General features: G+C 62.8%; 21 protein-coding genes. 10 read left to right on the top strand and 11 right to left on the bottom strand.

Going from position 1 to position 26,761, the window contains the following annotated elements; all coding sequences use genetic code 11:
* Positions 1 to 147 precede the first annotated feature (147 nt).
* Both ACIP02_RS07370 and ACIP02_RS07365 read right to left on the bottom strand, forming a co-directional pair.
* On the bottom strand, positions 148 to 762 hold the full coding sequence (locus ACIP02_RS07370; protein ID WP_400614702.1) for an NAD(P)-dependent oxidoreductase: 615 nt from the start codon (positions 760 to 762) through the stop codon (positions 148 to 150).
* 27 nt (positions 763 to 789) lie between these two features.
* Positions 790 to 1,665, bottom strand: coding sequence for an MBL fold metallo-hydrolase (locus tag ACIP02_RS07365; protein WP_400614699.1), 876 nt, complete (start codon positions 1,663 to 1,665; stop codon positions 790 to 792).
* 102 nt (positions 1,666 to 1,767) lie between these two features.
* Between ACIP02_RS07365 and ACIP02_RS07360 the strand changes: the two genes are divergently transcribed.
* Positions 1,768 to 2,673 carry a LysR family transcriptional regulator gene (locus ACIP02_RS07360; protein WP_400614697.1) on the top strand — a complete coding sequence of 302 codons (906 nt, stop codon included), beginning with the start codon at positions 1,768 to 1,770 and terminating at the stop codon, positions 2,671 to 2,673.
* Positions 2,674 to 2,951: 278 nt separating this feature from the next.
* Here the strand turns inward: ACIP02_RS07360 and ACIP02_RS07355 are convergent, their stop codons facing one another.
* On the bottom strand, positions 2,952 to 3,821 hold the full coding sequence (locus tag ACIP02_RS07355; RefSeq protein ID WP_201205909.1) for an oxaloacetate decarboxylase: 870 nt from the start codon (positions 3,819 to 3,821) through the stop codon (positions 2,952 to 2,954).
* A 432-nt stretch (positions 3,822 to 4,253) separates the two neighbouring features.
* Between ACIP02_RS07355 and ACIP02_RS07350 the strand changes: the two genes are divergently transcribed.
* Positions 4,254 to 5,705 carry an MDR family MFS transporter gene (locus ACIP02_RS07350; protein WP_400614694.1) on the top strand — a complete coding sequence of 484 codons (1,452 nt, stop codon included), beginning with the start codon at positions 4,254 to 4,256 and terminating at the stop codon, positions 5,703 to 5,705.
* Positions 5,706 to 5,926: 221 nt separating this feature from the next.
* On the opposite strand, the gene ttgR is transcribed toward ACIP02_RS07350, so the two are convergent.
* Positions 5,927 to 6,559 carry an efflux transport transcriptional regulator TtgR gene (gene ttgR, locus ACIP02_RS07345; RefSeq protein ID WP_201207697.1) on the bottom strand — a complete coding sequence of 211 codons (633 nt, stop codon included), beginning with the start codon at positions 6,557 to 6,559 and terminating at the stop codon, positions 5,927 to 5,929.
* A gap of 257 nt (positions 6,560 to 6,816) precedes the next feature.
* Between ttgR and ttgA the strand changes: the two genes are divergently transcribed.
* From ttgA to ACIP02_RS07315, 6 genes are all read left to right on the top strand, one after another.
* Entirely contained in the window at positions 6,817 to 7,971 is a 1,155-nt protein-coding gene (gene ttgA, locus ACIP02_RS07340) for a toluene efflux RND transporter periplasmic adaptor subunit TtgA (protein ID WP_400614692.1), read from the top strand.
* 3 nt (positions 7,972 to 7,974) lie between these two features.
* Positions 7,975 to 11,127, top strand: a complete 3,153-nt coding sequence (gene ttgB, locus ACIP02_RS07335) for a multidrug efflux RND transporter permease subunit TtgB (RefSeq protein WP_400614690.1) — start codon at positions 7,975 to 7,977, stop codon at positions 11,125 to 11,127.
* Positions 11,124 to 12,578, top strand: a complete 1,455-nt coding sequence (locus ACIP02_RS07330) for an AdeC/AdeK/OprM family multidrug efflux complex outer membrane factor (RefSeq protein WP_400614688.1) — start codon at positions 11,124 to 11,126, stop codon at positions 12,576 to 12,578. Before ttgB ends, ACIP02_RS07330 begins: the two co-directional genes overlap by 4 nt.
* A 362-nt stretch (positions 12,579 to 12,940) precedes the next feature.
* On the top strand, positions 12,941 to 14,197 hold the full coding sequence (locus tag ACIP02_RS07325; protein ID WP_400614685.1) for an OprD family porin: 1,257 nt from the start codon (positions 12,941 to 12,943) through the stop codon (positions 14,195 to 14,197).
* 205 nt (positions 14,198 to 14,402) lie between these two features.
* Positions 14,403 to 15,326 carry a LysR family transcriptional regulator gene (locus ACIP02_RS07320; protein ID WP_201207692.1) on the top strand — a complete coding sequence of 308 codons (924 nt, stop codon included), beginning with the start codon at positions 14,403 to 14,405 and terminating at the stop codon, positions 15,324 to 15,326.
* A 193-nt stretch (positions 15,327 to 15,519) separates the two neighbouring features.
* A complete protein-coding gene (locus ACIP02_RS07315) occupies positions 15,520 to 16,032 on the top strand; it encodes a DUF962 domain-containing protein (protein ID WP_400614681.1) in 513 nt (170 codons plus the stop codon).
* 161 nt (positions 16,033 to 16,193) lie between these two features.
* Here ACIP02_RS07315 and pcaC read toward each other — a convergent pair whose 3' ends face one another.
* From pcaC to pcaR, 7 genes are all read right to left on the bottom strand, one after another.
* Positions 16,194 to 16,586: a 4-carboxymuconolactone decarboxylase gene (gene pcaC / locus ACIP02_RS07310; protein WP_234227641.1), complete on the bottom strand. Its 393-nt coding sequence runs from the start codon at positions 16,584 to 16,586 to the stop codon at positions 16,194 to 16,196.
* 10 nt (positions 16,587 to 16,596) lie between these two features.
* On the bottom strand, positions 16,597 to 17,388 hold the full coding sequence (gene pcaD / locus ACIP02_RS07305) for a 3-oxoadipate enol-lactonase (protein ID WP_400614679.1): 792 nt from the start codon (positions 17,386 to 17,388) through the stop codon (positions 16,597 to 16,599).
* A gap of 11 nt (positions 17,389 to 17,399) precedes the next feature.
* The gene (locus ACIP02_RS07300) at positions 17,400 to 18,752 is read right to left on the bottom strand and encodes a 3-carboxy-cis,cis-muconate cycloisomerase (protein WP_400614676.1); all 1,353 of its coding nucleotides are present in this window, start codon (positions 18,750 to 18,752) and stop codon (positions 17,400 to 17,402) included.
* Between the two features lie 9 nt (positions 18,753 to 18,761).
* A complete protein-coding gene (locus ACIP02_RS07295) occupies positions 18,762 to 20,051 on the bottom strand; it encodes an MFS family transporter (RefSeq protein WP_400614674.1) in 1,290 nt (429 codons plus the stop codon).
* A 184-nt stretch (positions 20,052 to 20,235) separates the two neighbouring features.
* The gene (gene pcaF, locus ACIP02_RS07290; RefSeq protein ID WP_400614671.1) at positions 20,236 to 21,438 is read right to left on the bottom strand and encodes a 3-oxoadipyl-CoA thiolase; all 1,203 of its coding nucleotides are present in this window, start codon (positions 21,436 to 21,438) and stop codon (positions 20,236 to 20,238) included.
* Between the two features lie 219 nt (positions 21,439 to 21,657).
* The gene (locus ACIP02_RS07285; RefSeq protein WP_400614668.1) at positions 21,658 to 23,004 is read right to left on the bottom strand and encodes an MFS transporter; all 1,347 of its coding nucleotides are present in this window, start codon (positions 23,002 to 23,004) and stop codon (positions 21,658 to 21,660) included.
* A 325-nt stretch (positions 23,005 to 23,329) separates the two neighbouring features.
* Positions 23,330 to 24,205 carry a pca regulon transcriptional regulator PcaR gene (gene pcaR / locus ACIP02_RS07280; protein WP_400614666.1) on the bottom strand — a complete coding sequence of 292 codons (876 nt, stop codon included), beginning with the start codon at positions 24,203 to 24,205 and terminating at the stop codon, positions 23,330 to 23,332.
* Between the two features lie 477 nt (positions 24,206 to 24,682).
* Between pcaR and ACIP02_RS07275 the strand changes: the two genes are divergently transcribed.
* Together ACIP02_RS07275 and ACIP02_RS07270 are read left to right on the top strand one after the other, a co-directional pair.
* Positions 24,683 to 24,883 (top strand): hypothetical protein, encoded by a 201-nt coding sequence (locus ACIP02_RS07275; protein ID WP_201207269.1) that lies wholly within the window; start codon positions 24,683 to 24,685, stop codon positions 24,881 to 24,883.
* Positions 24,884 to 25,196: 313 nt separating this feature from the next.
* A complete protein-coding gene (locus tag ACIP02_RS07270; RefSeq protein WP_400614664.1) occupies positions 25,197 to 26,669 on the top strand; it encodes an inorganic phosphate transporter in 1,473 nt (490 codons plus the stop codon).
* Positions 26,670 to 26,761: the final 92 nt, after the last annotated feature.

Below are 26,761 nucleotides of genomic sequence, written 5' to 3'. Positions count from 1 at the left end.
CGTACGCAGGCCCTTGTAGGAGCGGCCTTGTGTCGCGAAAGGGCTGCAGAGCAGCCCCAGCAATTTGTGCATCGGCGCCGAAATCCCGGGGCCGCTTTGCGGCCCTTTCGCGACACAAGGCCGCTCCTACAGGGAACGCGCAGTGAGTTAATAACCCACAGTGAACCGCTGCCGCGAATGCTGCGGTTTCTCCAGCTCATCGAGCATGGCAATCGCATAGTCGGCAAAGGTGATCCAGCTTTTACCATCGGCACCGATCAGCAGATGGTCCTTGCCCAACCTGTAGTGCCCGCTGCGCGCCCCTTCAACGAACTCCGCCGACGGTGAGAGGAACGTCCAGTCCAGGTTCGGCTCGCGCTGCAACGCCTCCAGAAAACGCACCCCGGCAGAGGCCTCGGCCTTGTATGCCTCCGGGAAGTCCGGGCTGTCGATTACCCGGTGCCACGATGGCAGCAACAGGCTGCCGGCACCGCCCACCACCAGCAGGCGCTTGACCCCGGCGCGCTTGACCGGTTCGATGATGGCCTGCGGCTCGATGGTCGAGAAATGCGCCGCGCTCAGCACCGCGTCCACACCTGCCACAGCGGCTTGCAGGGCCGCGCTGTCCTTGGCATCCAGCGCCTTGACGGTCACCCCGTCACGCCCCTGTAAGTGCGCAGGGTCGCGGGCAATGGCCAGCACACTGTGACCACGGCGCAGGGCCTCTTCCAACAACTGGCTGCCCGCGCGGCCAGTGGCACCGATGATTGCAATCTTGCTCATGGGTTACGCTCCATCAGTTGAACGGAATTACCACTTCATTTCTCCCTTGGCGACTTTGGCCCCTAGCTCCAGCGAGCTTTCATCGGCCAGGCCCGGGTAACGCTGCTTCATCGCCTTGATCAACGCGTCAGCATCTTTCGCCTTGGCGGCTTCGGCATCGAAAGCACGAATGTAATTGGCCGTGAAGCGCACGGCCTCCAGCGAGCGGCTGCTGTCGCCCAGGTAATGGCCCGGGATGACCGTGCGCGGTGCCAGCGCCTCGATCTGCGCGAGCGTGCCAAGCCAGTCGGTATGCGACTTGGCCGTTTGCGTGTCGGCCATCCACACATGAATGTGCTCGGATACCACCACGCCACCGACCACCGCCTTGATCGACGGGATCCAGACAAAACTGCGCTCAGGCTGCGGGCCGTCCAGGCCAATCACTTCGAGGGCCTGCCCCTCCAACGTCAGACGGTTGCCTTCAAGCACCTGCGGCAGCACCAGGCGCGCGGGTTTGTCCGCGCCCATCTGCGGGCCCCAGTACGCCAGCTTGGCCTCCATGGTCTGGCGGATATGGGCAACCGTAGCGGCCGAAGCCAGCACCTTGGCGTCGGGGAAGGCCTGGGTCAGCGTATCCAGGCCGAAGTAGTAGTCCGGGTCACCGTGGCTGATGTAGATGCTGGTCAGCTGCTTGCCACTCGCCCGCAAGCGTTGAACCAGCTGCTCGGCCTGCGCCTTGCCGAACTGGGCATCGACCAGCACGGCGTCGTGCTCGCCACTGACGATCACCGAACTGACCGGGAAAATCGCCTCGTGCCCGGGGTTATAGGCCTCCAGTTGCAAAGGCTCGGCAGCCCGCACCGGGCCGGCCAGGGTCACGCAGGCCAGCAGCAGGCCACGCAGGGGAGTGAACAGGGACATTGGCAACGCCTTCAGCTGAACAATGCCCAACAGCTTAGTTGCCCGATCTGTGACAAAAAATGCCATGCTTGAACATAGTTTGTTTCTGAAATCGGGCAAATCATGGACCGTCTCAACGCCATGCGCGTGTTCGTCACCGTCGTCGACCTGGGCAGCCAGTCGGCGGCGGCGGACCATCTGCAACTGTCGCGCCCGGTCGTGTCGCGCTACCTGGCCGAGCTGGAAGACTGGGTGGGCGCGCGGCTGATGCAGCGCACCACGCGCAAGCTCAGCCTCACTGCCGCCGGCCAGGAAACCCTGCCGCGCTGCCGGCAACTGCTGGAGCTGGCCGGTGACCTGCAAGCTGCAGTGCAGCAGCCGGATGATGCACCAAGGGGTGCATTGCGCATCAGCGTCAGTACCTCGTTCGGCCAGGCACAACTGGTGGATGCGATCGCTGCTTATGTGCGGCGCTACCCTGGGGTAAAGATTGAACTGCAGATGCTCGACCGCACCGTCAACCTGGTGGACGAGCGTATCGACCTGGCCATCCGCACCAGCAACGACCTCGACCCCAACCTGATCGCCCGGCGCCTGAGCGTGTGCCGTTCGGTGGTGTGTGCGGCACCGGCCTACCTGCGCGAGCAGGGTACGCCACTATTGGTCGAGGAACTGAGCCGGCACAACTGCCTGACCCATGCCTATTTTGGCCATAGCCTATGGCACTTCGAAGTGGCCGGCCAGCAAGTTGCCGTACCGGTGGCGGGAAACATCAGTGCCAACGAAGCAATGACCTTGCAGAAGGCGGCACTGGCCGGCGCGGGCATCGCCATGCTGCCGACTTACCAGGCCGCCGAGGCCCTTCGCAAAGGTGAGCTGGTGCGCCTGCTGCCACACGCCAAGCCACGCGAGCTGAGCCTGAATGCGGTGTACACGTCGCGCAAGCACATGCCGGCGACCTTGCGCAGCATGCTGGATTTTCTGGTGCAGCGGTTCAAGGACGAGCCGGAGTGGGACCGCGATTTATAAGGTTCACGCCCCTTGTAGGAGCGGCATCACTGAATTTGGCCTAAGCTGGAAGTATCACCTATCGCTGTACCAGGAGGTGAGCACCATGGGCATCAAATCAAGAAGAGTCGCCCTTGTCATGGCCCTGACCGCAGTCGCAGGGCTGTACGGCTCGGCCTGCTGGCGCGCCGAGCTGCTACGTAGCCAGCCCAGCGCCGCCGCCAGCTGCGAGCAGGCACACTGTGTGCCTCACACGGCAACCTTGAGCGCCGTCCGTTGAGTTGACGGCGCCCTGCCGGTCACTCCTCGACGCTCATGTATTCCTTGGCCCAGCGGATGTAATCCTCAGGCTGGGTGTAGGTGTGCGAGAGTTCGGTAGCGCTGAGGTTTTCAGACTTGTTCTGCTTGCCGCGCTGCAGTCGCAAGCAGTCGTAGGTGGCCTTGATTGCAGCAAAGTAAGCCGCGTGGCCATCGACGGCAATGCGCACGCCCAGGCGCGCCAGGCGCTCGTCGTCATGCAGGTTCGGGTTGCCGTAGGTAACCAGCATCAGCGGCACCGTCAGGTGCTCGGCAATCTTTTCCAGCTGCTCGAAGTCCTTCACGCCCACCATGCAGATACCATCGGCACCGGCCTTCTGGTAGCTCTGGGTACGCACGATGATTTCTTCAGTGGTCAGCACGCCAGCATTGGTGCGGGCAATGATCGACAGCGAGGAATCGACCCGGGCTTCCAGCGCCGCGCGGATCTTGCCAACGCCCTCATCGACCGGGATCAGGTCGGTGGACTTGCGCCCGAACTGGGCGGGCAGCAGGGTGTCTTCGATGGTCAGGGCGGCCACGCCGGCGCGCTCCAGCTCGATCACCGTGCGCATCACGTTGAGCGCGTTGCCATAGCCATGGTCGGCGTCGGCCAGAACCGGCAGCTGCGCTACGCGGCCAATACGGGTCGCCTGCTCGACGAACTCACTCAGGGTGATCAGCGCGAAGTCCGGTGCAGCCAGTACCTGCAACGAGGCAACGGACCCGCCAAGAATGCCGACCTCGAAGCCCAGGTCAGCGGCAATGCGCGCCGACATCGGGTCGAACACCGACGCGGTGTGGTAACAGGAACCTGAAGCGAGCAGCTCGCGGAAGGCAAAACGCAGATCTTGATGGGAAGCCTTGGGCATGGTCACTCCGCTAATAGTTGAAATTTTGAACGGTAACTACCGACCCCTGTAATCGGGTCTACCTGACCTGTTCCAACCGTCGCCATCTGGGCGGTCATGCTCGACATGCAGGCAGAGGAATAAAAGGTGTGGGAGACAGCGGGCAGAAAGCCTGCGGCAGATGTTGCACCAAGCTGGTGCAGGCCGCGGTTTTCAGCCCCTGTGGCATACCAACGATATCACGCGGCCATGCAGCACTGGATGAATGCGCCAATGCCGATTCGGCATAGGGGATGCAGATAGTACATAGGAAGCTATCTAACTCAGGTTACAATCCGGGTACACCATGCTGGCCTTTTCGCGGGTAAACCCGCTCCCACAGTGACCGCGTCCGCCCTCTGTGGGAGCGGGTTTACCCGCGAAGAGGCCACCACAGCTATACAAGGTATCCCCGTGACCGCCGCCCTGCCCTCCACCACCCTGCGCAACGTGCTCACCGCCCTGATGCTGGCGATCTTCCTCGGCGCACTTGACCAGACTATCGTTGCTGTCTCGCTGCCGGCAATCTCGGCCCAGTTCAACGATGTCGGCCTGCTGGCCTGGGTCATTTCCGGCTACATGGTGGCCATGACCATCGCCGTGCCGATCTACGGCAAGCTGGGCGACCTGTATGGCCGGCGGCGCATGATCCTCACCGGCATCAGCCTGTTCACCCTGGCTTCGATTGCCTGCGCCTTGGCCCAGGACATGCAGCAACTGGTGCTGGCCCGGGTGCTGCAAGGTATTGGTGCCGGTGGCATGGTCTCGGTCAGCCAGGCGATCATCGGCGACTTCGTGCCCCCGCGCGAACGCGGCCGCTACCAGGGCTATTTCAGCAGCATGTATGCCTCGGCCAGTGTTGCCGGGCCGGTACTGGGCGGCTGGCTGACCGAGTACTTGTCATGGCGCTGGGTGTTCTGGGTCAACCTGCCATTGGGACTGGTGGCCTTGTACGCGATTCGCCGTGCCTTGGCTGGCATGCCGGTGCAGCGCCGCGAGGCACAAGTGGACTACCTTGGCGCCGTGCTGTTGATCCTCGGCCTGGGCAGCCTGCTGCTGGGTATTACCCTGGTCGGGCAAGGCCATGCCTGGGGTGACCCTGCCGTGCTGGCGCTGTTTGCCTGTGCCGTATTGGGCCTGGCGCTGTTCATCGCCCATGAGCGTCGCTGCCCCGAGCCGCTGCTGCCACTCGGTTTGTTCGGCAACCGGGTGGCGGTGCTGTGCTGGGCGGTGATCTTCTTCGCCAGCTTCCAGTCGATTTCGCTGACCATGCTCATGCCCTTGCGCTATCAGGGCATCACTGGCGCCGGCGCCGACAGCGCGGCCTTGCACCTGCTGCCGCTGGTCATGGGCCTGCCCATGGGTGCCTTTACCGGTGGCCGCATGACCAGCCGCACCGGGCGCTACAAGCCACAGATCCTCGCCGGGGCAGTGTTGATGCCCCTGGCCATACTCGGCATGGCGCTGATCCCACCGCAGTCGGCGTGGCTCAGTGCACTGTTCATGCTGCTGACCGGCATAGCCTGCGGGCTGCAGTTCCCGACCTCGCTGGTGGGCACGCAAAGCGCGGTGGCCAGCCAGGACATCGGTGTTGCCACCAGTACCACCAACCTGTTCCGCTCGCTGGGCGGCGCCATGGGTGTGGCGTGCATGTCTAGCCTGTTGTTGGCGCTGCTGCACGGAGGTGGGTTCGAATTGCTGGGTAATCCGTTGCTGGGGAGCTTGAAGGCGGGTGAGGTGGACCTGGTGACGCAGGGGCGGTTGCTGGAGACGTTCCGGCAGCTGTTGATCGGGAGTGCGCTGGTGGCGCTGCTCGGGCTGCTGGCGGCGGTGGCATTGCCGGACCGGCAACTGCGCGGCCGTTAAAACCTAGCGCGTTTTGTGTAGGAGCGGCCTTGTGTCGCGATCGGGCTGCGAAGCAGCCCCAGGATTTCAGCGGCGGTGCAAAAAATGCCGGGGCTGCTGTGCAGCCCGATCGCGACACAAGGCCGCTCCTACAGGATCTGTGTGCTGCCCAATGTACCTGGAAGCATTAATCCTCTCTTAACACAGAGAGGAAACACTCCCTCACAATCCTTAACAAAGTGTCATTTGCGCAGCGCCGGGCTCAAGCGCAGCATATCCAGCCCGGTGTCGACCCATTTTTCGACATCGCCGAGTAGATCGACACTGTCAGGTAGCAGCAGCCAGCGCCCGATCAGGCCATCGACATAGGCAAACATGGCCACCGCCGCGCGCTCGACATCCAGCTCGCCTGGCAACTGGCCCCGGCGTACGGCATTGGCCAACGCCAAGGTAATGCCCTGGTGGCAATCCAGCACCGCACCCTGGCGCTGCTGGCGAATTTCACACATATCGTCGGTGAACTCGCACTTGTGATGCAGGATTTCATTGATACGCCGGGTTCGGGCATCGAGCACCAGCTCGTTGAACACCTGCAACAGCAGCTTGCGCATGCAGCCAAGCGGGTCGAGTTCGTCCTCGCTTTCGCTGGCCCGCGCCAAATGGTCATGGGTCTCGTGCAGGCTGTCGAGCAGCGCCTGCACCAACTCGGCCTTGTTGTTGAAGTGCCAGTAGATCGCCCCACGCGTCACGCCCGCCAGTTCGGCGATGTCGGCCAGGGTGGTTCGCGCAACCCCGCGCTTATAGAAGGCCTTTTCCGCTGCCTCGATGATCTGGGCGCGGGTCTCCTGGGCTTCTTCTTTGGTTCGACGGACCATGGCAGTACAACCTCATCTGGCCCGAACGCGCAGCGCGAACGGGAAAACGCTCCGCGGGCACCTCTGCAGGGGGCCTCACGGATGACTAATCAAGGCTGCGGCAGTACCCAAGTACAACCCAGCGGTATTTACAAACAACCATGAATGTAAGTATATTCCTTAGCAAGCTATTTATCCACCGGATAGCAAATTTCTCCAGATCAAGACTCTTCCATTACTCTTGAGCGTCTCCCTGCTCCTGCGACCCGAGGATCCTCATGCAATTCAAGCCAGCCGTTACCGCTCTGGTTTCCGCCGTCGCCCTGGCAACTCTGCTCAGTGGCTGTAAGAAAGAAGAAGCAGCGCCAGCGGCGCAGGCTCCTCAGGTCGGCGTCGTGACCATCCAGCCGCAAGCCTTTACCCTGACCTCGGAATTGCCGGGGCGCACCAGCGCCTACCGCGTCGCCGAAGTGCGCCCGCAGGTCAACGGCATCATCCTAAAACGCCTTTTCAAGGAAGGTAGCGACGTCAAGGAAGGCCAGCAGCTCTATCAGATCGACCCTGCCGTGTACGAAGCCACCTTGGCCAATGCCCAAGCAAACCTGCAAGCTACCCGCTCGCTGGCCGAGCGCTACAAGCAGCTGATCGACGAGCAGGCGGTGTCCAAGCAGGAATACGACGACGCCAATGCCAAACGATTGCAGGCCGAGGCCGCGCTTAAAAGCGCCCAGATCGACCTGCGCTACACCAAGGTGCTGGCACCGATCAGCGGCCGTATCGGCCGTTCGGCATTTACCGAAGGTGCACTGGTGAGTAATGGCCAGGCCAATGCCATGGCCACCATCCAGCAGCTCGACACCATGTACGTTGACGTGACCCAGTCCACTGCCGAGCTGCTCAAGCTACGCCGTGACCTGGAAAGCGGCCAACTGCAGAAGGCGGGTGAAAACGCAGCCTCGGTGCAGCTTGTGCTTGAGGATGGCAGCCTGTTCAAGCAGGAAGGCCGCCTGGAATTCTCCGAAGTCGCGGTCGACGAGACCACCGGCTCGGTGACCCTTCGCGCCGTATTCCCCAACCCCGATCACACCTTGCTGCCAGGCATGTTCGTGCATGCGCGGCTCAAGGCCGGGGTCAATGCCAACGCCATCCTGGCCCCGCAACAGGGCGTGACCCGTGACCTCAAAGGCGCGCCGACCGCGCTGGTGGTCAACCAGGAGAACAAGGTCGAGCTGCGCCAACTGAAGGCCAGCCGCACCCTGGGCAGCGACTGGCTGATCGAGGAAGGCCTGAACCCAGGCGACCGCCTGATCACCGAAGGGCTGCAGTATGTGCGCCCTGGCGTCGAGGTCAAAGTCAGCGAAGCCACCAACGTCAAGAAGCCGGGCAGCCCTGATCAGGCCAACGCGGCGAAAGCAGACGCCAAAGCGGAGTAAACCATGTCGAAGTTCTTTATCGATCGCCCGATCTTCGCCTGGGTGATCGCCTTGGTGATCATGCTGGTCGGGGCCTTGTCGATCCTGAAGTTGCCGATCAACCAGTACCCCAGCATCGCACCGCCGGCCATTGCCATCGCCGTGACCTACCCGGGCGCCTCGGCGCAAACCGTGCAGGACACCGTGGTGCAGGTGATCGAGCAGCAGCTCAACGGTATCGACAACCTGCGCTATGTGTCGTCGGAAAGTAACTCCGACGGCAGCATGACCATTACTGCCACCTTCGAGCAGGGCACCAACGCCGACACCGCCCAGGTCCAGGTCCAGAACAAGCTGAACCTGGCCACCCCACTGCTGCCGCAAGAAGTGCAGCAGCAAGGTATCCGCGTCACCAAGGCAGTGAAAAACTTCCTGCTGGTGATCGGCCTGGTGTCCGAAGACGGCAGCATGACCAAGGACGACCTGGCCAACTACATCGTCTCCAACATGCAGGACCCGATCTCGCGTACTGCAGGTGTGGGTGACTTCCAGGTGTTCGGTGCCCAGTACGCCATGCGTATCTGGCTCGATCCGGCCAAGCTGAACAAGTTCCAGCTGACCCCGGTCGACGTCAAGACTGCCGTGGCCGCACAGAACGTGCAGGTGTCCTCCGGCCAGCTCGGCGGCCTGCCGGCCATGCCGGGCACCCAGCTGAACGCCACCATCATCGGCAAGACCCGCCTGCAAACCGCCGAGCAGTTCGAGAAGATCCTGCTCAAGGTCAACAGCGACGGCTCGCAAGTGCGCCTGGGTGATGTCGCCCAGGTTGGCCTGGGTGGTGAAAACTACGCGGTCAGCGCCCAGTTCAACGGCAAGCCGGCGTCCGGCCTGGCGGTAAAACTGGCCACCGGTGCCAACGCCCTGGACACTGCCAAGGCCCTGCGCCAGACCATCGCGGACCTGGAACCGTTCTTCCCGCCTGGGGTGAAAGCAGTCTTCCCGTATGACACCACGCCGGTGGTCACCGAATCGATCAGCGGGGTAATCCACACCCTGATCGAAGCCGTGGTCCTGGTGTTCCTGGTGATGTACCTGTTCCTGCAGAACTTCCGCGCCACCATCATCACCACCATGACCGTACCGGTGGTGTTGCTGGGTACGTTCGGCATCCTTGCCGCCGCGGGCTTCAGCATCAACACCCTGACCATGTTCGCCATGGTCCTGGCCATCGGCTTGCTGGTGGACGACGCCATCGTCGTGGTGGAGAACGTCGAGCGGGTCATGTCCGAGGAAGGCTTGCCGCCCAAGGAGGCGACCAAGCGCTCGATGGAACAGATCCAGGGCGCCCTGGTGGGTATTGCCCTGGTGCTGTCGGCGGTACTGCTGCCCATGGCGTTCTTCGGTGGTTCTACAGGTGTGATCTACCGGCAGTTCTCCATCACCATCGTCTCGGCCATGGGCCTGTCGGTGCTGGTGGCGCTGATCTTCACCCCGGCGCTGTGCGCCACCATGCTCCAGCCGCTGAAGAAGGGTGAGCACCACACGGCCAAAGGCGGCTTCTTCGGCTGGTTCAACCGCAACTTCGACCGCAGCGTCAACGGCTACGAGCGCAGCGTGGGTACCATCCTGCGCAACAAGGCGCCGTTCCTGCTGGCCTATGCGCTGATCGTGGTTGGCATGATCTGGCTGTTCGCACGCATCCCGACCGCGTTCCTGCCGGAAGAAGACCAGGGCGTACTGTTTGCTCAGGTGCAGACTCCGGCCGGTTCCAGTGCCGAGCGCACCCAGGTGGTGGTCGACCAGATGCGTGAGTACCTGCTCAAGGAAGAAGCTGACACCGTTGCATCGGTGTTCACCGTCAACGGTTTCAACTTCGCCGGCCGTGGCCAAAGTTCGGGCATGGCATTCATCATGCTCAAGCCGTGGGGCGAGCGTTCGGCAGAAAACAGCGTGTTCAACCTGTCGCAACGTGCCCAGCAGCATTTCTTCAGCTTCCGCGATGCGATGGTGTTCGCCTTCGCCCCGCCTGCGGTACTCGAACTGGGTAACGCCACCGGCTTCGACGTGTTCCTGCAGGACCGCGCGGGTGTCGGCCACGAGAAGCTGATGGAAGCGCGCAACCAGTTCCTGGCCAAGGCCGCGCAAAGCAAGATCCTCATGGCTGTGCGCCCGAACGGCTTGAACGACGAGCCGCAGTACCAGCTTACCATCGATGACGAGCGTGCCAGCGCCCTGGGCGTGACCATTGCCGACATCAACAACACCCTGTCGATTGCCCTGGGTGCCAGCTACGTCAACGACTTCATCGACCGCGGTCGAGTCAAGAAGGTGTACATCCAGGGCGAGCCCAACTCGCGGATGAGCCCGGAAGACCTGCAGAAGTGGTACGTGCGCAATGGCGCGGGCGAGATGGTGCCGTTCTCTTCCTTCGCCAAGGGCGAATGGACCTACGGTTCGCCGAAGCTGTCGCGTTACAACGGCGTCGAAGCCATGGAAATCCTTGGTGCACCAGCCCCTGGCTACAGTACCGGTGAAGCCATGGCCGAAGTCGAACGTATCGTCGGCGAACTGCCTACCGGCATCGGCTACTCCTGGACCGGCATGTCCTACGAGGAAAAGCTCTCCGGTTCGCAGATGCCGGCGCTGTTCGCCCTCTCGATCCTGTTCGTGTTCCTGTGCCTGGCAGCCTTGTACGAAAGCTGGTCGATCCCGATCGCCGTGGTGCTGGTAGTACCGCTGGGTATCATCGGTGCGCTGATCGCCACCAGCCTGCGCGGGTTGTCCAATGACGTGTACTTCCTGGTCGGCCTGTTGACCACTATCGGCCTGGCAGCGAAGAACGCCATCCTGATCGTCGAGTTCGCCAAGGAACTCCACGAGCAGGGCCGCAGCCTGTACGACGCTACGATCGAAGCCTGCCGCATGCGTCTGCGCCCGATCATCATGACCTCGCTGGCGTTCATCCTCGGCGTGGTACCGTTGACCATCGCCAGTGGCGCCGGCGCGGGTAGCCAGCACGCCATCGGCACCGGTGTGATCGGCGGCATGATCAGTGCGACCGTACTGGCAATCTTCTGGGTGCCGCTATTCTTCGTCGCAGTGTCGTCAGTGTTCGGCAGCAAAAAGCCGGAAACAGACGCCACCCCTGAAACTCCACGTTATGAGGCTGGGCAATGACCAAGTCTTTGTTGTCCCTGGCGGTAACCGCTTTCATTCTTGGCGGCTGCTCGCTGATCCCTGACTACCAGACCCCGGAAGCGCCGGTGGCACAGCAGTGGCCGCAAGGCCCTGCGTACTCGCCGACGCAGTCGGCGGACGTTGCCGCCGCCGAACAGGGCTGGCGCCAGTTCTTCCACGATCCAGCACTGCAGCAGCTGATCCAGACCTCGCTGGTCAACAACCGCGACCTGCGCGTCGCCGCGTTGAACCTCGACGCCTACCGTGCGCAATACCGCATCCAGCGGGCCGACCTGTTCCCGGCGGTTTCGGCCACTGGCAGCGGCAGCCGCCAGCGCGTGCCGGCGAACATGTCGCAAACCGGTGAATCGGGCATCACCAGCCAGTACTCGGCCACCTTGGGCGTCAGCGCCTATGAGCTGGACCTGTTCGGCCGTGTGCGCAGCCTGACCGAGCAAGCCCTGGAAACCTACCTGTCCAGCGAGCAGGCACGTCGTTCCACGCAAATTGCCCTGGTGGCCAGCGTGGCCAACGCTTACTACACCTGGCAGGCCGACCAGGCGCTGTTCAAGCTGACCGAAGAAACGCTGAAGACCTACGAGGAGAGCTACAACCTTACCCGTCGCAGCAACGAAGTCGGTGTGGCTTCGGCATTGGACGTGAGCCAGGCGCGCACCGCCGTCGAAGGCGCCCGGGTCAAGTACTCGCAGTATCAGCGCCTGGTCGCCCAGGACGTCAACAGCCTGACCGTGCTGCTGGGCACCGGTATTCCTGCCGACCTGGCCAAGCCACTGGAGCTCAACGCCGACCAGTTGGCCGAAGTACCGGCCGGCCTGCCGTCGGACATTCTCCAGCGCCGCCCGGACATCCAGGAAGCCGAGCACCTGCTCAAGGCTGCCAATGCCAACATCGGCGCCGCCCGCGCAGCCTTCTTCCCGAGCATCAGCCTGACGGCCAACGCCGGCAGCCTGAGCCCCGACATGGGCCACCTGTTCGCAGGCGGCCAGGGCACCTGGCTGTTCCAGCCGCAGATCAACCTGCCGATCTTCAACGCCGGCAGCCTGAAGGCCAGCCTGGACTACTCGAAGATCCAGAAGGACATCAACGTCGCCAAGTACGAAAAAACCATCCAGACCGCCTTCCAGGAAGTCTCCGATGGCTTGGCGGCGCGCAAGACCTTTGAAGAGCAGCTGCAGGCCCAGCGTGACCTGGTGCAGGCTAACCAGGACTACTACCGCCTGGCTGAACGCCGCTACCGCATCGGCATCGACAGCAACCTGACTTTCCTCGATGCCCAGCGCAACCTGTTCAGTGCGCAGCAGGCGCTGATCGGCGATCGCCTGTCTCAGCTGACCAGCGAGGTCAACTTGTACAAGGCGCTTGGTGGTGGCTGGTACGAGCAGACCGGGCAGGCGAACCAGCAGGCATCGGTGGAAACACCGAAAGGCTGATTGAAGCTGCTTGAAGCATAAAGCCCACCCTCGCGGTGGGCTTTTTGTTTTGTGTTGCCTGTGCCGGCCTATTCGCGGGTAAACCCGCTCCCACAAGGACCGCACAGGTTCCAACGCTTGTGCATTACCTGTGGGAGCGGGTTCACCCGCGAAGAGGCCGACACAGACAAACTATTAACTAACCGGAACATTCCGTTCGATTATCGCCCCGTTCCGTTTGCGACGAATTGCCTCACCCCCGTCGAACGCCGCACCATCCCCCCACGCAACGTTGCCCAAGTTCATCAAGAAAAGACCCGCACCTGCTGGCTCGACCCCGCAGTGCACCGGCTCGCCCCATAAAAACAAGAGATCCACGACAGATGAGCACTTTGCAACCCGCACGCCAGCTGCTGCCCGGCCTGTTGGCCATGTCCTGCACCCTTCCCGTGTTCGCCGCCGACCAAGGTGGTTTCCTGGAAGATGCCAAGGCCACCCTCAACCTGCGCAACTTCTACATCAACCGCAACTTCGTCGACCCGGCCCACCCGCAGGGCAAGGCCGAGGAATGGACGCAAAGCTTCATCCTCGACGCCCGCTCCGGCTTCACCCAGGGCACCGTGGGTTTCGGTGTGGATGTGCTGGGCCTGTACTCGGTCAAGCTCGACGGCGGCAAAGGCACCACCAACACCCACCTGCTGCCCGTGCACGACGATGGCCGCCCGGCTGATGATTTCGGCCGCCTGGGTGTGGCGCTGAAAGCCAAGTTGTCGGAAACCGAGCTGAAAGTCGGTGAATGGATGCCGGTCCTGCCGATCCTGCGTTCGGACGACGGCCGTTCGCTCCCCCAAACCTTCCGCGGCGGCCAACTGACCTCGAAAGAGATCGCCGGCCTGACCCTGTACGCCGGCCAGTTCCGCGGTAACAGCCCGCGCAACGACGCCAGCATGGAAGACATGTCGCTGAACGGCAGGGCCGCGTTCACCTCCGACCGTTTCAACTTCGGCGGCGGCGAATACACCTTCAACGACAAGCGCACCATGATCGGCCTGTGGGATGCCCAGCTCAAGGACATCTACCGCCAGCAGTACCTCAACCTGACGCACAGCCAGCCGCTGGGCGACTGGACCCTGGGCGCCAACCTGGGCTACTTCATCGGCAAGGAAGACGGCGCCGAGCGCGCGGGCAAGCTGGACAACCGCACCGCCTCCGCGCTGCTTTCGGCGCGCTACCAGGGCCACACCTTCTACGTCGGCCTGCAGAAGGTCAGCGGCGACGATGCCTGGCTGCGGGTCAACGGCACCAGCGGCGGCACCCTGGCCAACGACAGCTACAACTCCAGCTTCGACAACGCCAAGGAGCGCTCCTGGCAGGTGCGCCATGACTTCAACTTCGCCGCTGTCGGCGTACCCGGCCTGACCCTGATGAACCGGTATATAAAGGGTGACAACGTTACCGCTGGCGGCGTGGACGATGGCAAGGAGTGGGCACGCGAGACCGAACTGGCCTACGTCATTCAATCGGGTAGCTTCAAGGATCTTTCGGTGAAGTGGCGCAACTCCACCATGCGCCGGGACTTCAGCACCAATGCCTTTGATGAGAACCGCTTGATCGTAAGTTACCCGCTGAATCTCCTCTGAGCCCACTGGCCTCTTCGCGGCGGTTCGACGCCTCGATGAACCCGCTCCTACAACGGGCGGGGAACTCTGTAGGAGCGGGTTCACCCGCGAAGAGGCCATCTGCCCCTCAAATAACGAAAAGACATAAACAAATCAATAAACCTTCTTTTACAACATATGCAGTAACCGCTTGAATAGGCGCCTGCCCCCGCCCCAGAGCCGTGACATGGACCTCCGTCAGCTGCGTTACTTCATCGCCCTCACCGAATACCGCAGTTTCGTCCGTGCCGCCGAGGCCATGGGCATCACTCAACCCGCCTTCAGCCGCGCCATCCAGGGCCTGGAACACAGCTTCGGCTGCCCACTGGTCGACCGCGCCAGCAAAGCTTTGCCGCCCACCCCCGAAGGCCTGGTGGTGCTGCAACATGCCCGGCGTCTGGTGCAAGGCGCGGCGCAGCTAAGCAACGAAGTGCTGCAGATGACCAAGCTCGACGCGGGCGAGTTGCACTTCGGCAGCGGCCCGGCACTGGCCGTGCGCCTGGTGCCTGATGCCCTGCGCCACTTCATCGAGCGCCACCCGGGCATTCGCACCTCGCTGCTGGTGGACAATGCCGAACGCCTCGGCCAGGCGTTGCGGCGGGAGCAGATCGAGTTTTTCGTCGACGATATCCGCCCGTTCGAAGCCGACGCCAACTTCCACACCGAACCTTTGTCGCCCCGCCCTGGCCTGTTCTTCTGCCGCCCGGGCCACCCGTTGCTGGCCAAGGACAGCCTGTCGACCAACGACCTGTTCAGCTACCCACTGGCCAGCGCCCTGCTCGCCCCCGGTGTGCGCAAGCGCCTGGCCAACCTCAGCGGGCGCAGCGACTTCACCCCGCACCTGCAAACCGAGCACCTGGCCATCCTGCGCAGCGTGGTGCAGGCCAGCGATGCCATCGGCACCGCCAGCGAGGAAGCGGTGGCCGAAGACCTGGCCGCCGGCACCCTGGTACGCCTGCACTGGCGCAACCTGCCGCCAGCGCTGGAGGTGCTGAGTGTGCGTTGCGGGGTGGTCAGCCGCAGCGGCTACCGGCTGTCGCCGGCGGCGCGGGCGATGATCGAGACCTTGGTGGGGCTGGATATGCCGGTGCGGGCTGCTGCCATTCGCTGAGCTGATGATGGTGGTGGGTGCGGGCTATCCTGAGCTATATGGGTTGCCTGTGCCGGCCTCTTCGCGGGTGAACCCGCTCCTACAAAGGATTGCGCGAACCGTTGTAGGAGCGGGTTTATCGAGGCGTCGAACCGCCGCGAATAGGCCCGTACAGGCACCACACATCGACCAGGCAAACCAGTGAGGCACAACCATGAAAACCCTCGTCGACCACCTGAGCCAGTACGCCAGCTACCACCGCGACCCACGCAACATCCTCACCCATTTCATCGGCATCCCCATGATCGTGCTGGCGGTCACCGTCCTGCTGTCGCGCCCTGGTTGGGAGGTCGCCGGTATCTGGCTGTCCCCTGCCCTGCTGGCAGCAGCCGCTTCGGTATGGTTTTACCTGCGCCTGGACCTGCGCTTCGGGCTGGTGATGGGTTTGCTGTTGGGGCTGTGCCTGTGGGCAGGCCAGGTGCTGGCGGTGCAGGCCACTGGGCTGTGGCTCGCTGCCGGGCTGGGGGCGTTCGTGGTGGGCTGGATCATCCAGTTCGTCGGCCATTACTACGAAGGGCGCAAACCGGCGTTTGTCGACGATGTCAGCGGGTTGATCATCGGGCCGCTGTTCGTGGTGGCTGAAGCGGCGTTCATGCTGGGCTTGTGCCCGGCCCTGAAGCAGGCTCTCGAAGCCAACGCCGGGCCGGTGGCCGTGCGCGCCCTGTAACAACTTACGCGGCCTCTGTAGGAGCGACCTGGTGTCGCGATGGGCTGCAACGCAGCCCCGGCGATAGCAGTTGCGGAGCTGAAATTCTGGGGCCGCTTCGCGGCCCATCCGACCGGTCCGGCGCCCCGGCAAGGCCGCTCCTACAAGGGACCGCGTAACAGTCAGCTACGCGACTCTACACCCAACTCATCCCACACCGATTCCGCCATGTGGAAGGTGGCATTGGCCGCCGGAATGCCGCAATAGATCGCGCTCTGCATCAGCACTTCCTTGATCTCCTCACGGGTCACGCCGTTGTTGGCCGCCGCACGCAGGTGCAGCTTCAACTCGTCGTTGCGGTTCATGCCGATCAGCATGGCAATGGTGATCAGGCTGCGGGTGTGGCGTGGCAGGCCCGGGCGGGTCCAGATGTCACCCCAGGCGTGGCGGGTGATCATTTCCTGGAACTCGCCGTTGAAGTCGTTGAGCTTCTCCAGGCTGCGGTCGACGTGGGCATCGCCAAGCACCGCGCGGCGCACTTGCATGCCGGCGTCGTAACGTTGTTTCTCGTCCATGGCGGTGTCCTCAGTGAGCCAGCAGGAAGTCGAGCACGCGGCGGCTGAACGCCTCACCAATCTCGACGTTGGACAGGTGCGCCGCCGGGAACTCGACGTACTCGGCACCGGTAATACCGGCCTGCATGAAGCGGCCATGCTCCGGGGTGGTGACCACGTCCTCGGTACCCGCCACAATCAGCGCCGGCACCTGGATACGGCCCAGTTGTTCACGGTAATCGGCATCACGCACTGCGGCGCAGTTACCGGCGTAGCCCTGCGGGCTGGTGTGCGCCAGCATCTGGCAGATGCGTTGGGCCTGCTCTGCGTGGGCCTGGGCAAAGCCTGGCGTGAACCAGCGGGCGATCGAGGCATCGCGCAGATCGACCATGGCCTGCTGGCCACCCTTGAGCACGGTGTCGATACGGGTGTTCCACACCTCGTCGTTGGCGATCTTGGCGGCGGTGTTGCACAGGGTCAGGCTGTGCAGGCGGTCGCCGGCGTTGATACCCAGCCACTGGCCGATCAGGCCACCCATCGACAGGCCGACGAAGTGGGCCTTCTGAATGTCCAGGCCATCGAGCAGGGCCAGTACGTCGCGGCCCAGCTGGTCGATGCTGTACGGGCCTTCAGTGACCAGCGATGCGCCGTGGCCACGGGTGTCGTAGCGCAGCACCCGGAAGTGCTGGCTCCACAGCGGCATCTGGGTGTCCCACATGCCCAGGTCGGTACCCAGCGAGTTGGACAGAACCAGCACCGGGGCGTTTTCCGGGCCATCGATTTGGTAGTTCAAAACGCCATCGGCCAGTTGCAAATGCGCCACAGCGGTCTCCTTCAGGCAGTGAAACGTTGATGTTCGGATACAGCCCGCGCCACCCAGACGCGGGCTTGGCCCAGGTAATGGGCAGGGTCGAGCAGGCGATCGAGTTCTTCAGCCGACAGTTCGGCACTGACCTGCGGTTCATCACCCAGCACGGCACGCAAATGGCGCTGTTCGGCAACGGCACGCTGGCAGCATTGCTCTAGCAGGTGGTGGGCGCGGTCACGGCCCAGCCGCTGGGCGAGGACAATGCTGACCGCCTCGGCCAGCACAAGGCCCTGGGTCAAGTCGAGGTTGCGGCGCATGCGCGCGGCATCCACCTCCATGCCCTCGGCAATCACCTGGGCCTGGCGCAGGGCGCCGGAGACCAGGCAGCAGATTTCCGGCAGGGTTTCCCACTCGGCATGCCACAGCCCCAGGCTACGTTCGTGTTCCTGGGGCATGGCGCTGAACAGTGTCGATACCAGGCCCGGTACGCGGGTGGCGGCGCCGATCAGCACAGCAGCGCCCACCGGGTTACGCTTGTGCGGCATGGTCGACGAGCCGCCCTTGCCCGGCGCGGAAGGCTCGAACACCTCCCCCGCCTCGGTTTGCATCAACAGGCTGACATCGCGGCCGAACTTGCCCAGGCTGCCGGCCACCAGGCCTAGCACCGATGCAAACTCCACCAGGCGGTCACGTTGGGTGTGCCAGGGTTGTTCTGGCAGGGTCAGCTTGAGCTGCTCGGCCAGTGCCTCGGCCACCGGCATCGCCTTGCTGCCCAGGGCCGCCAAGCTGCCCGAGGCACCGCCAAACTGCAGCACCAGCAAACGTGGGCGCAGTTCCTGCAGGCGCTGACGGTGACGGGTCAAGGCGCCCAGCACCCCGGCCAACTTCATGCCCAAGGTCACCGGGGTGGCGTGCTGCAACCAGGTGCGGCCCACCAACGGTGTATCGGCATGCTTCAAGGCCTGCTGCGACAAGGTTTCGGCCAGCTTGCCAAGGTCGGCTTCGATCAGCGCGAGGGCATCGCGCAACTGCAGCACCAAGCCACTGTCCATGGCGTCCTGGCTGGTGGCGCCCAGGTGCACGTAGCGCTCGGCCTCCGGCACGCCAGTGGCGATCACCTTGCCCAACGCCTTCACCAGCGGGATTGCCGAGTTGCCAGCGGTGGCGATGGCATTGGCCAACGCGCCAACGTCATAGCGCTCGGCCTGGCATGCTGCCTCAATGGCCGCTACGGCACTGTGCGGGACCAGGCCGGCAGCGGCTTCGGCACGGGCCAGCGCCGCCTCGAAATCGAGCATGCCCTGCAGGCGGCCACGGTCGGAGAAAATCTCGCGCATGGCCGGCGCGGTGAAGTAGGCGTCGAACAGTTGGTTGCTCATGCAGCGTCCTTAGTGGTCATGGTGCAGGTACTCGGCCTGTTTCGGCAGGCGCAGGCTGAACAGGAAGGCGATCGCCATCATCGCGGTCACGTACCAGTAGAAAGTATTTTCCATGCCCATGGTCTTCAACCCCAGGGCCACGTATTCGGCCGAACCGCCGAAGGCCGCGTTGGCCACCGCATAGGCCAGGCCCACACCCAGCGCACGCACCTGCGGCGGGAACATCTCGGCCTTCACCAGGCCGCTGATCGAGGTGTAGAAACTGACAATGCACAATGCCAGGGTAATCAGCACGAAGGCCATGAACGGGCTGGTCACGGTTTTCAGCGCCATCAGCAGCGGCACAGTGAACAACGTGCCCAGGGCGCCGAACAGCAGCATCGAGTTACGCCGGCCAATGCGGTCGGACAGCATGCCGAAGAACGGCTGCAACACCATGAACAGGAACAGCGCGCCAGTCATCACGTAACTGGCGTTTTTCGCCGTCATGCCGGCAGTGTTCACCAGGTACTTCTGCATGTAGGTGGTGAAGGTGTAGAAGATCAGCGAGCCGCCTGCGGTGTAGCCCAGTACCGTGATGAACGCCGCCATGTGGTTGCGGAACAGGCCGCCGATCGAGCCGGCATCCTTGTCGTTGCGGGTTTCGGCGCTGCTGGTTTCGTGCAGCGAACGGCGCAGCATCAGCGAGATCAGCGCGGCGATGGCACCCACCACGAAGGGGATACGCCAGCCCCAGGCGCGCAGTTCATCTTCGGTCAGCAGTTGCTGCAATATCACCACCACCAATACCGCCAGCAACTGGCCGCCGATCAGGGTGACGTATTGGAACGAGGCAAAGAAGCCGCGCTGGCCGCGCAGGGCCACTTCACTCATGTAGGTAGCAGTGGTGCCGTACTCGCCCCCCACCGACAGGCCCTGGATCAGGCGGGCCAGCAACAGCAGCGCCGGGGCCCAGGTACCAATGCTGGCGTAAGTGGGCAGGCAGGCGATCATCAGCGAGCCGAAACACATCATCAGCACCGAGATCATCAGGGAATTCTTGCGACCATGGCGGTCAGCGAGGCGGCCGAAGATCCAGCCACCAATGGGGCGCATCAGGAAGCCTGCGGCGAATACACCCGCCGTGTTCAACAGCTGCACGGTGGGGTCGTCGGAGGGGAAGAAGGCCGGGGCGAAGTAGATGGCGCAGAAGGCGTAGACGTAGAAGTCGAACCATTCCACCAGGTTGCCCGAAGAGGCACCAACGATAGCGAAGATGCGTTTGCTGCGCTCTTCGCCGGTGTAATAGGTTGAGGTCATGGTGAGATTACTCCTGGAGGGTCACAGGTAATTCTAGACACACCTGGTAACACCTCGTTCCGCTTTGAGGCTGGCAATTGGCCTTGAGTCGAACATACCGGCCTCTTCGCGGGTGAACCCGCTCCTACAAGGGATGCGTGGTCCCTTGTATAGGCGGGCTTGCCCGCGAAGAGGCCAGTACAGGTCAAACCCGCTCGATGGCCAGCGCCAAACCTTGCCCAACGCCCACACACATGGTCGCCAGGCCTTTACGCCCCCCGCTCTTCTCCAGCTGGTGCAGCGCCGTCAGTACCAGGCGCGCACCGCTCATGCCCAGCGGGTGGCCCAGGGCGATCGCGCCGCCATTGGGGTTCACCTGCGGCGCATCGTCGGCCACACCCAGCTCACGCAGCACCGCCAGACCTTGACTGGCGAAGGCTTCGTTAAGCTCGATAACGTCAAAATCATTCATCGCCACACCCAGGCGCTCGGTCAGCTTGCGCACCGCCGGCACCGGGCCGATGCCCATGACCCGTGGCGCAACGCCGCCGCTGGCCATGCCCAGTACGCGGGCACGTGGGGTCAGGCCGTGTTTCTTCACCGCTTCGGCCGAGGCCAGGATCAGTGCAGCGGCACCGTCGTTCACGCCCGAGGCGTTGCCGGCAGTGACAGTCTTGTCCGGGCCGTTGACCGGTTTGAGCCTGGTCAGCGCTTCGAGGGTGGTTTCCGGGCGCAGGTGCTCGTCACGCTCGACGATGATCTCGCCTTTCTTATGGGCAATACGCACCGGCACGATTTCTTCGGCGAAAAAGCCGGCGGCCTGTGCGGCGGCGGCCTTCTGCTGGCTGCGCAGGGCGAAGGCGTCCTGGTCAGCGCGCGAAACCTGGTAATCGTCAGCCACGTTGTCAGCGGTTTCCGGCATGGAATCCACGCCGTACTGGCGCTTCATCAGCGGGTTGATGAAACGCCAGCCGATGGTGGTGTCTTCCAGCTTCATGTTGCGTGAATAGCCGCTTTCGGCCTTGCCCATGACGAACGGCGCACGCGACATCGACTCGACGCCGCCGGCAATCGCCAGCTCCATTTCACCGCTGGCGATAGCGCGGAAGGCGGTGCCGATGGCATCCATGCCCGAGGCGCACAGGCGGTTCAGGGTAACGCCGGGGATGCTCTCTGGCAGGCCCGCCAGCAGCAGCGCCATGCGTGCCACGTTGCGGTTGTCTTCACCAGCCTGGTTGGCGCAGCCGAAAAACACCTCGTCAACCTGGTCCCATTGCACGCTGGGGTTACGCTCGATCAGCGCTTTCAGCGGCACAGCGGCCAGGTCGTCGGCCCGCACACCGGCCAAGGCACCGCCAAAGCGGCCGATCGGGGTACGGATGGCGTCACAGATGAATACGTCGCGCATTAAGCTTCTCCTGCGGTACGGGCTTCGAGGTCACGCAGGGCGGACGGCTCGACTTCAGTGGTTCGGGGGTGGTCTGCTGGAGGCTACTGGTCAGGGTGCTTCAGTAAGCTCAGATTAAGGAGACTGGCAGCTCGCTTACAATCCGATAATCGACTATTTGTGCGATTATCGAACTATTTGTTGCGAGCCTACCGATCCCTTTCTTGCCCTTTAAAGGCCTCAGGTCGCGTCCGCGTGGCTTACCAGCCCCTTTACAATCACGCCCACAGTCGCCAGCGCCGCCGGCACCAGCAGCGCCGTCAGCACCTGCTCGAAGTTCCAGCCAAGGCCCAGCAACGTCGCGCCACTCCAGGCCCCGAGAATCGCGCCAAAGCGGCCGATGCCCAGCATCCACGATACACCCGTGGCACGGCCCTGGGTCGGGTAGAAGCGTGCCGCCAGCGATGGCATTGCCGACTGCGCGCCGTTCACGCACATGCCGGCGACCAGCACCAGCGTAGCCAGCAAGGTGATGTTGCCCAGGCTCTGCCCTACGGCGTAGGCGAACACGCCGGCCAGCAGGTAGAAAATGCCGATCACCTTGTGCGGGTTGAAGCGGTCCATGGCCCAACCCACAAAAACCGCACTCAGCACACCACCGAACTGGAACAACGCGCCGATGAACGCGGCCTGCTCCATGCTCGCGCCACTGTCGCGCATCAGGGTTGGCAACCAGCTGGTCAGCAGGTAGACGATCACCAGCCCCATGAAGTAGGTCAGCCACAGCAGCACCGTGCCCAGGCCATAGGTGCCCGAGAAGATCACCGCGAACACGTTGCGGGCGGCCACGGCCTTTTGTTCCGGCACGCTGAAGCTACCTGCCTCGGCCACCACCTGCGGCGCAATCGGCGACAGGGTCTTGCGAATCTTGTCGGTGCCACGGTTGCGTACCACCAGGAAGCGTGCCGACTCCGGCAGCCAGACCATCAGCACCAATGCCAGCAACAGCGGCAGCACGCCACCAATCACCAGCAGGCTATGCCAGCCGTAGGCAGGGATCATTTTGGCGGAAATGAAGCCACCACCGGCCATGCCCAGGTTAAAACCGCAGAACATGCTGGTTACCAGTAGCGACTTCAGGCGCTCCGGTGTGTATTCGGACAGTAACGTGGTGGCATTGGGCATGCCGGCGCCAAGGCCCAGGCCGGTCAGGAAACGCAGTACCAGCAACTGGTCGACGTTGGTGGCATAGGCCGAGGCCAGGCTAAAGCCGCCAAACACCAGTACCGCGCCCACCAGCACGCCCTTGCGGCCGAAACGGTCGGCCAACGGCCCGGAGCCCAGAGCGCCGAACACCATGCCGATCAAGGCAGCACTCATGACCGGGCCAAGGCTGGCGCGGTCGATACCCCACTCCTGCGACAGGGCCGGGGCGATGAAGCCCATGGCAGCAGTGTCCAGGCCGTCGAGGAAGACGATCAGAAAGCACAACAGCACGACCCGCCATTGATAGCGGGACAACGGCTGCTGATTGATGAACGACTGAACGTCGAGGCTTTTGCCGACGTTGGATTGCGCTTGGTTCATTGTTGTTATCCAGAATGAGGGGCACAGCCAGGCCACTGCACAGGGTTTACCGGTACAAATTGGCAATGATTGGGGGTATGGCCTGTGTCAGCCTGGATACAACTGGACTGCGTGCGGGTGCGGCCGCGGCAGCGAAGGGACAGTATGCATGGTAAGTGCCTCTTATGTTTTTCTTGTTCGGTCGGCACAGCCGACCGTTGCGAGAGACATTAATCAGCGGGCGCAGGTGAAGCAATTCACCGGGAGCGACACTGTGCGTTTATCGCACAGGAAACGGTTTTGCCTGTTCAATATTTGAATGGGGGCGCTTGCGGCCCAGGTAATCTCAACCAAACAACTGATGGCAAAGGTCCCTGCTGGCCGCCAGCAAAATCGGCAGGAAGCGCTGCTCCAGTTCGCTGCGCGTCACCCGCCCAACGTGGGTACTCACGTTCAACGCCGCCAGCACCTGCCCCGAAGCGTCATACACCGGCACCGCAATCGAGCGCAGCCCCTGCTCCAGCTCCTGGTCCACCACGCACCAGCCTTGGGCGCGCACCTGCTGGATGCAGGCGAACAATGATTCAGGGTCGTGCAGGGTACGGCTGGTGCGCGCCTTCAGGTCGGCACGGTCCAGGTACTCACGCAGGCTGGTGTCGTCCAGGGCCGCCAGCAGGATACGCCCCATCGACGTGCAATAGGCCGGCAGTCGCCCGCCCACCGACAGGTCAACCGAAATCAGCCGCTCCACCGTGGCCGAACGGGCTATATAAAGGATGTCATCACCTTCAAGGGTGGCCATGTTGGCCGCCTCGTGCAGCTGGTCGCTGATGCGGTCCAGGTAAGGCTGGGCCGAAATGGCCAGTGGCGTCGATGACAGGTAGGCATGCCCCAGCGTTAGCACCTTGGGCAGCAGTGAGTAGGTACGCCCGTCTGTGGTGGCATACCCCAGTTTGATCAGCGTATGCAGACACCGGCGCACCGCTGCGCGGGGGATTTCCGTGCGGTGGCTGATCTGGGCGATGGTCAGGTGGCGCTTGCGTTCCTGGAAGGCCTGGATCACCGCCAGGCCACGGGCCAGGGAGGTCATGAAGTCCGGGTCGCCGGTAAAAGCCTGAATGCGCTTGGCCGGGGAGGCCACGATCGGCGGTGCCATGGCAGCCGAAGCAGGTCGTGCCGCCTCCGGGTTGGCGGAATCGTTGCCCTGGGTTTCGTCACTCATCGCACACCTCAAAAAAAACGCCGGTCCGTGCGATTATCGAACAAACGGCCGATAATCGCAATTGACCGCCGACACGTTTGCTTATACCTTTCTCCTGCCACTTGTGGCTTCTTTGGAGAGACTGGTCAGGTACCCACCGTAGAAGTCCCCAGGCAACGGCCTCGCCTTTGGCGAGGCCGTTTTTCATTCCCGCCCCGCCCTCGACATTGCGGCGAACTTTTATCCGCCAAACCTTTCAAACTTGTACGAAAGGTCGAAATTGTTTATAGGCACATCTCACAACTTGCGTCAGAGGGTGTCAGGGTTGGGTAAATAACCCTGTTCGGCGAATTATCGGTTGCTATAATCGGTTGCGTAGGCCCCGACGTTACTGCGGTAACGAACCTTCCGCTGTATCGAACTGTTGCGGCCGGCAAAGCCTGTGCATGCTGCACAGCGCCTAACTTTTAGTCATTACACTTCATTCAGGTACTGCATGTGACGAAAGATGAACTGCGCGCAGAACTCGAGCGCCAGGCTGAACGTTACAAGGATGTTTACGGTGGCGAAGTCACCACTTACGCCGCCCAACCGGATCCGGAACGCAAACCTTGGCGCAAACGTGCCAGCGTGCGCGACCAATCGTTCAGCCAGGAACTGGAACGGATGGAAAAGGAACTGCGCAGCGATACGCCCTGACCCACAGGGCCACGCCAGCGCGTCGTCGCCCGGCCAGCCCGGGCGCGGTCGATCTTTACCGCCAGGCCGAAGGTGAAATGGAATTTCACAAATTTCATACAACCGTTTGAACGATAGCGAAACGGCTTCAACTCGGCTTTTATGCCTGGTTTCACTGACTTTTGTGCTTTTTAGCCGACATTCCCCTAATTCGATACGTCTCCACGCAAGCTGCATCATCGCCATGAAGATTGCCATCGGTCTATAGCGGGTGCATCGATTGCCAAGGTTTTCTGGCATAATCCCGCCCCCCTATGACCGCCAGACAACCTTCATGATCGATTTATTCAGCGGACTGGATGCCTGGGTGTTGGTGAGCCTGCTGCTCGCCTTGACCTTCGTACTCGCCTTCGAGTTCATCAATGGCTTTCATGACACCGCAAACGCGGTAGCAACCGTCATCTATACCAAAGCCATGCCACCACACCTCGCCGTCTTCTTCTCCGGCGTGTTCAACTTCCTTGGCGTTCTGCTCGGCGGTGTCGGGGTGGCCTATGCCATCGTTCACCTGTTGCCGGTAGAGCTGCTGATCAATGTGAACACCGGGCACGGCCTGGCCATGGTCTTCTCGCTGTTGGCTGCGGCCATCACCTGGAACCTTGGCACCTGGTACTTTGGTATTCCCGCGTCCAGCTCGCACACGCTGATCGGCTCCATTCTGGGTGTCGGCCTGGCCAACGCGCTGATCAACGACATCCCGCTGGGCGACGGCGTCAACTGGCAGAAGGCGATCGACATCGCCATGTCGCTGGTGGTCTCGCCGATGGCTGGCTTCGCTGTTGCCGCCCTGGTCCTGATCGGCCTGAAATGGTGGCGCCCGCTGTCGAAGATGCACAAGACCCCTGACCAGCGTCGCAAGCTCGACGACAAGAAGCACCCGCCGTTCTGGAACCGCCTGGTCCTGGTGGTTTCCGCCATGGGCGTCAGCTTCGTGCACGGCTCCAACGACGGTCAGAAAGGCATCGGCCTGATCATGCTGGTGCTGATCGGCATCGTCCCGGCCAAGTTCGTCCTCGACCTGAACAGCACCACCTACCAGATCGAGCGCACCCGCGACGCCACCCTGCACATGAGCCAGTTCTACCAGCGCAACGCCGCCACCCTGGGCGAGTTCCTGGCACTGGGCAAGGCCAAGGCCAGCGACCTGCCGGAGCAGTTCAGCTGCAACCCACAGCAGACCGAGCCGACCATTGCCGCCCTGCAAACCTCGCTGCAAGGCGTGACCGACTACCACAGCCTGGACGCCGACAAGCGCGTTGAAGTGCGCCGCTACTTGTTGTGCCTGGATGACACGGCGAAGAAAGTAGGCAAGCTGCCAGGCCTGGACGCCCGTGAAAAGGCCGACCTGGAAAAGCTGCGCAAAGACCTTACCGCCACCACTGAATACGCCCCGTTCTGGGTGATCGTGGCCGTCGCCCTGGCCTTGGGCCTGGGCACCATGGTGGGCTGGAAGCGTGTGGTGCTGACCGTAGGCGAGAAGATCGGCAAGCAAGGCATGACCTATGCCCAGGGCATGTCGGCACAAATCACCGCAGCCTGCGCCATCGGCCTGGCCAACGTGTTCGCCCTGCCGGTATCGACTACCCACGTACTGTCGTCGGGCGTTGCCGGCACCATGGTCGCCAACAAAAGTGGCCTGCAAGGCGGCACCGTCAAGACCATCCTGATGGCCTGGGTGCTCACCCTGCCAGCCTCGATGGGCCTGGCGGCCGGCCTGTTCTGGCTGGCGTCCAAAGCCATTGGCTGAGTGATACTGCAAATAGAAAAAGGCGCCCCCGGGGGCGCCTTTTTTCATCTCTGCGAAAAACCGCTTCTTGTAGGAGCGGCCCGTGCTAGCCA

Source organism: Pseudomonas sp. NPDC089408, from assembly GCF_044749445.1.
Lineage (GTDB): Bacteria > Pseudomonadota > Gammaproteobacteria > Pseudomonadales > Pseudomonadaceae > Aquipseudomonas.
This window is presented reverse-complemented; position numbering and strand designations above follow the sequence as displayed.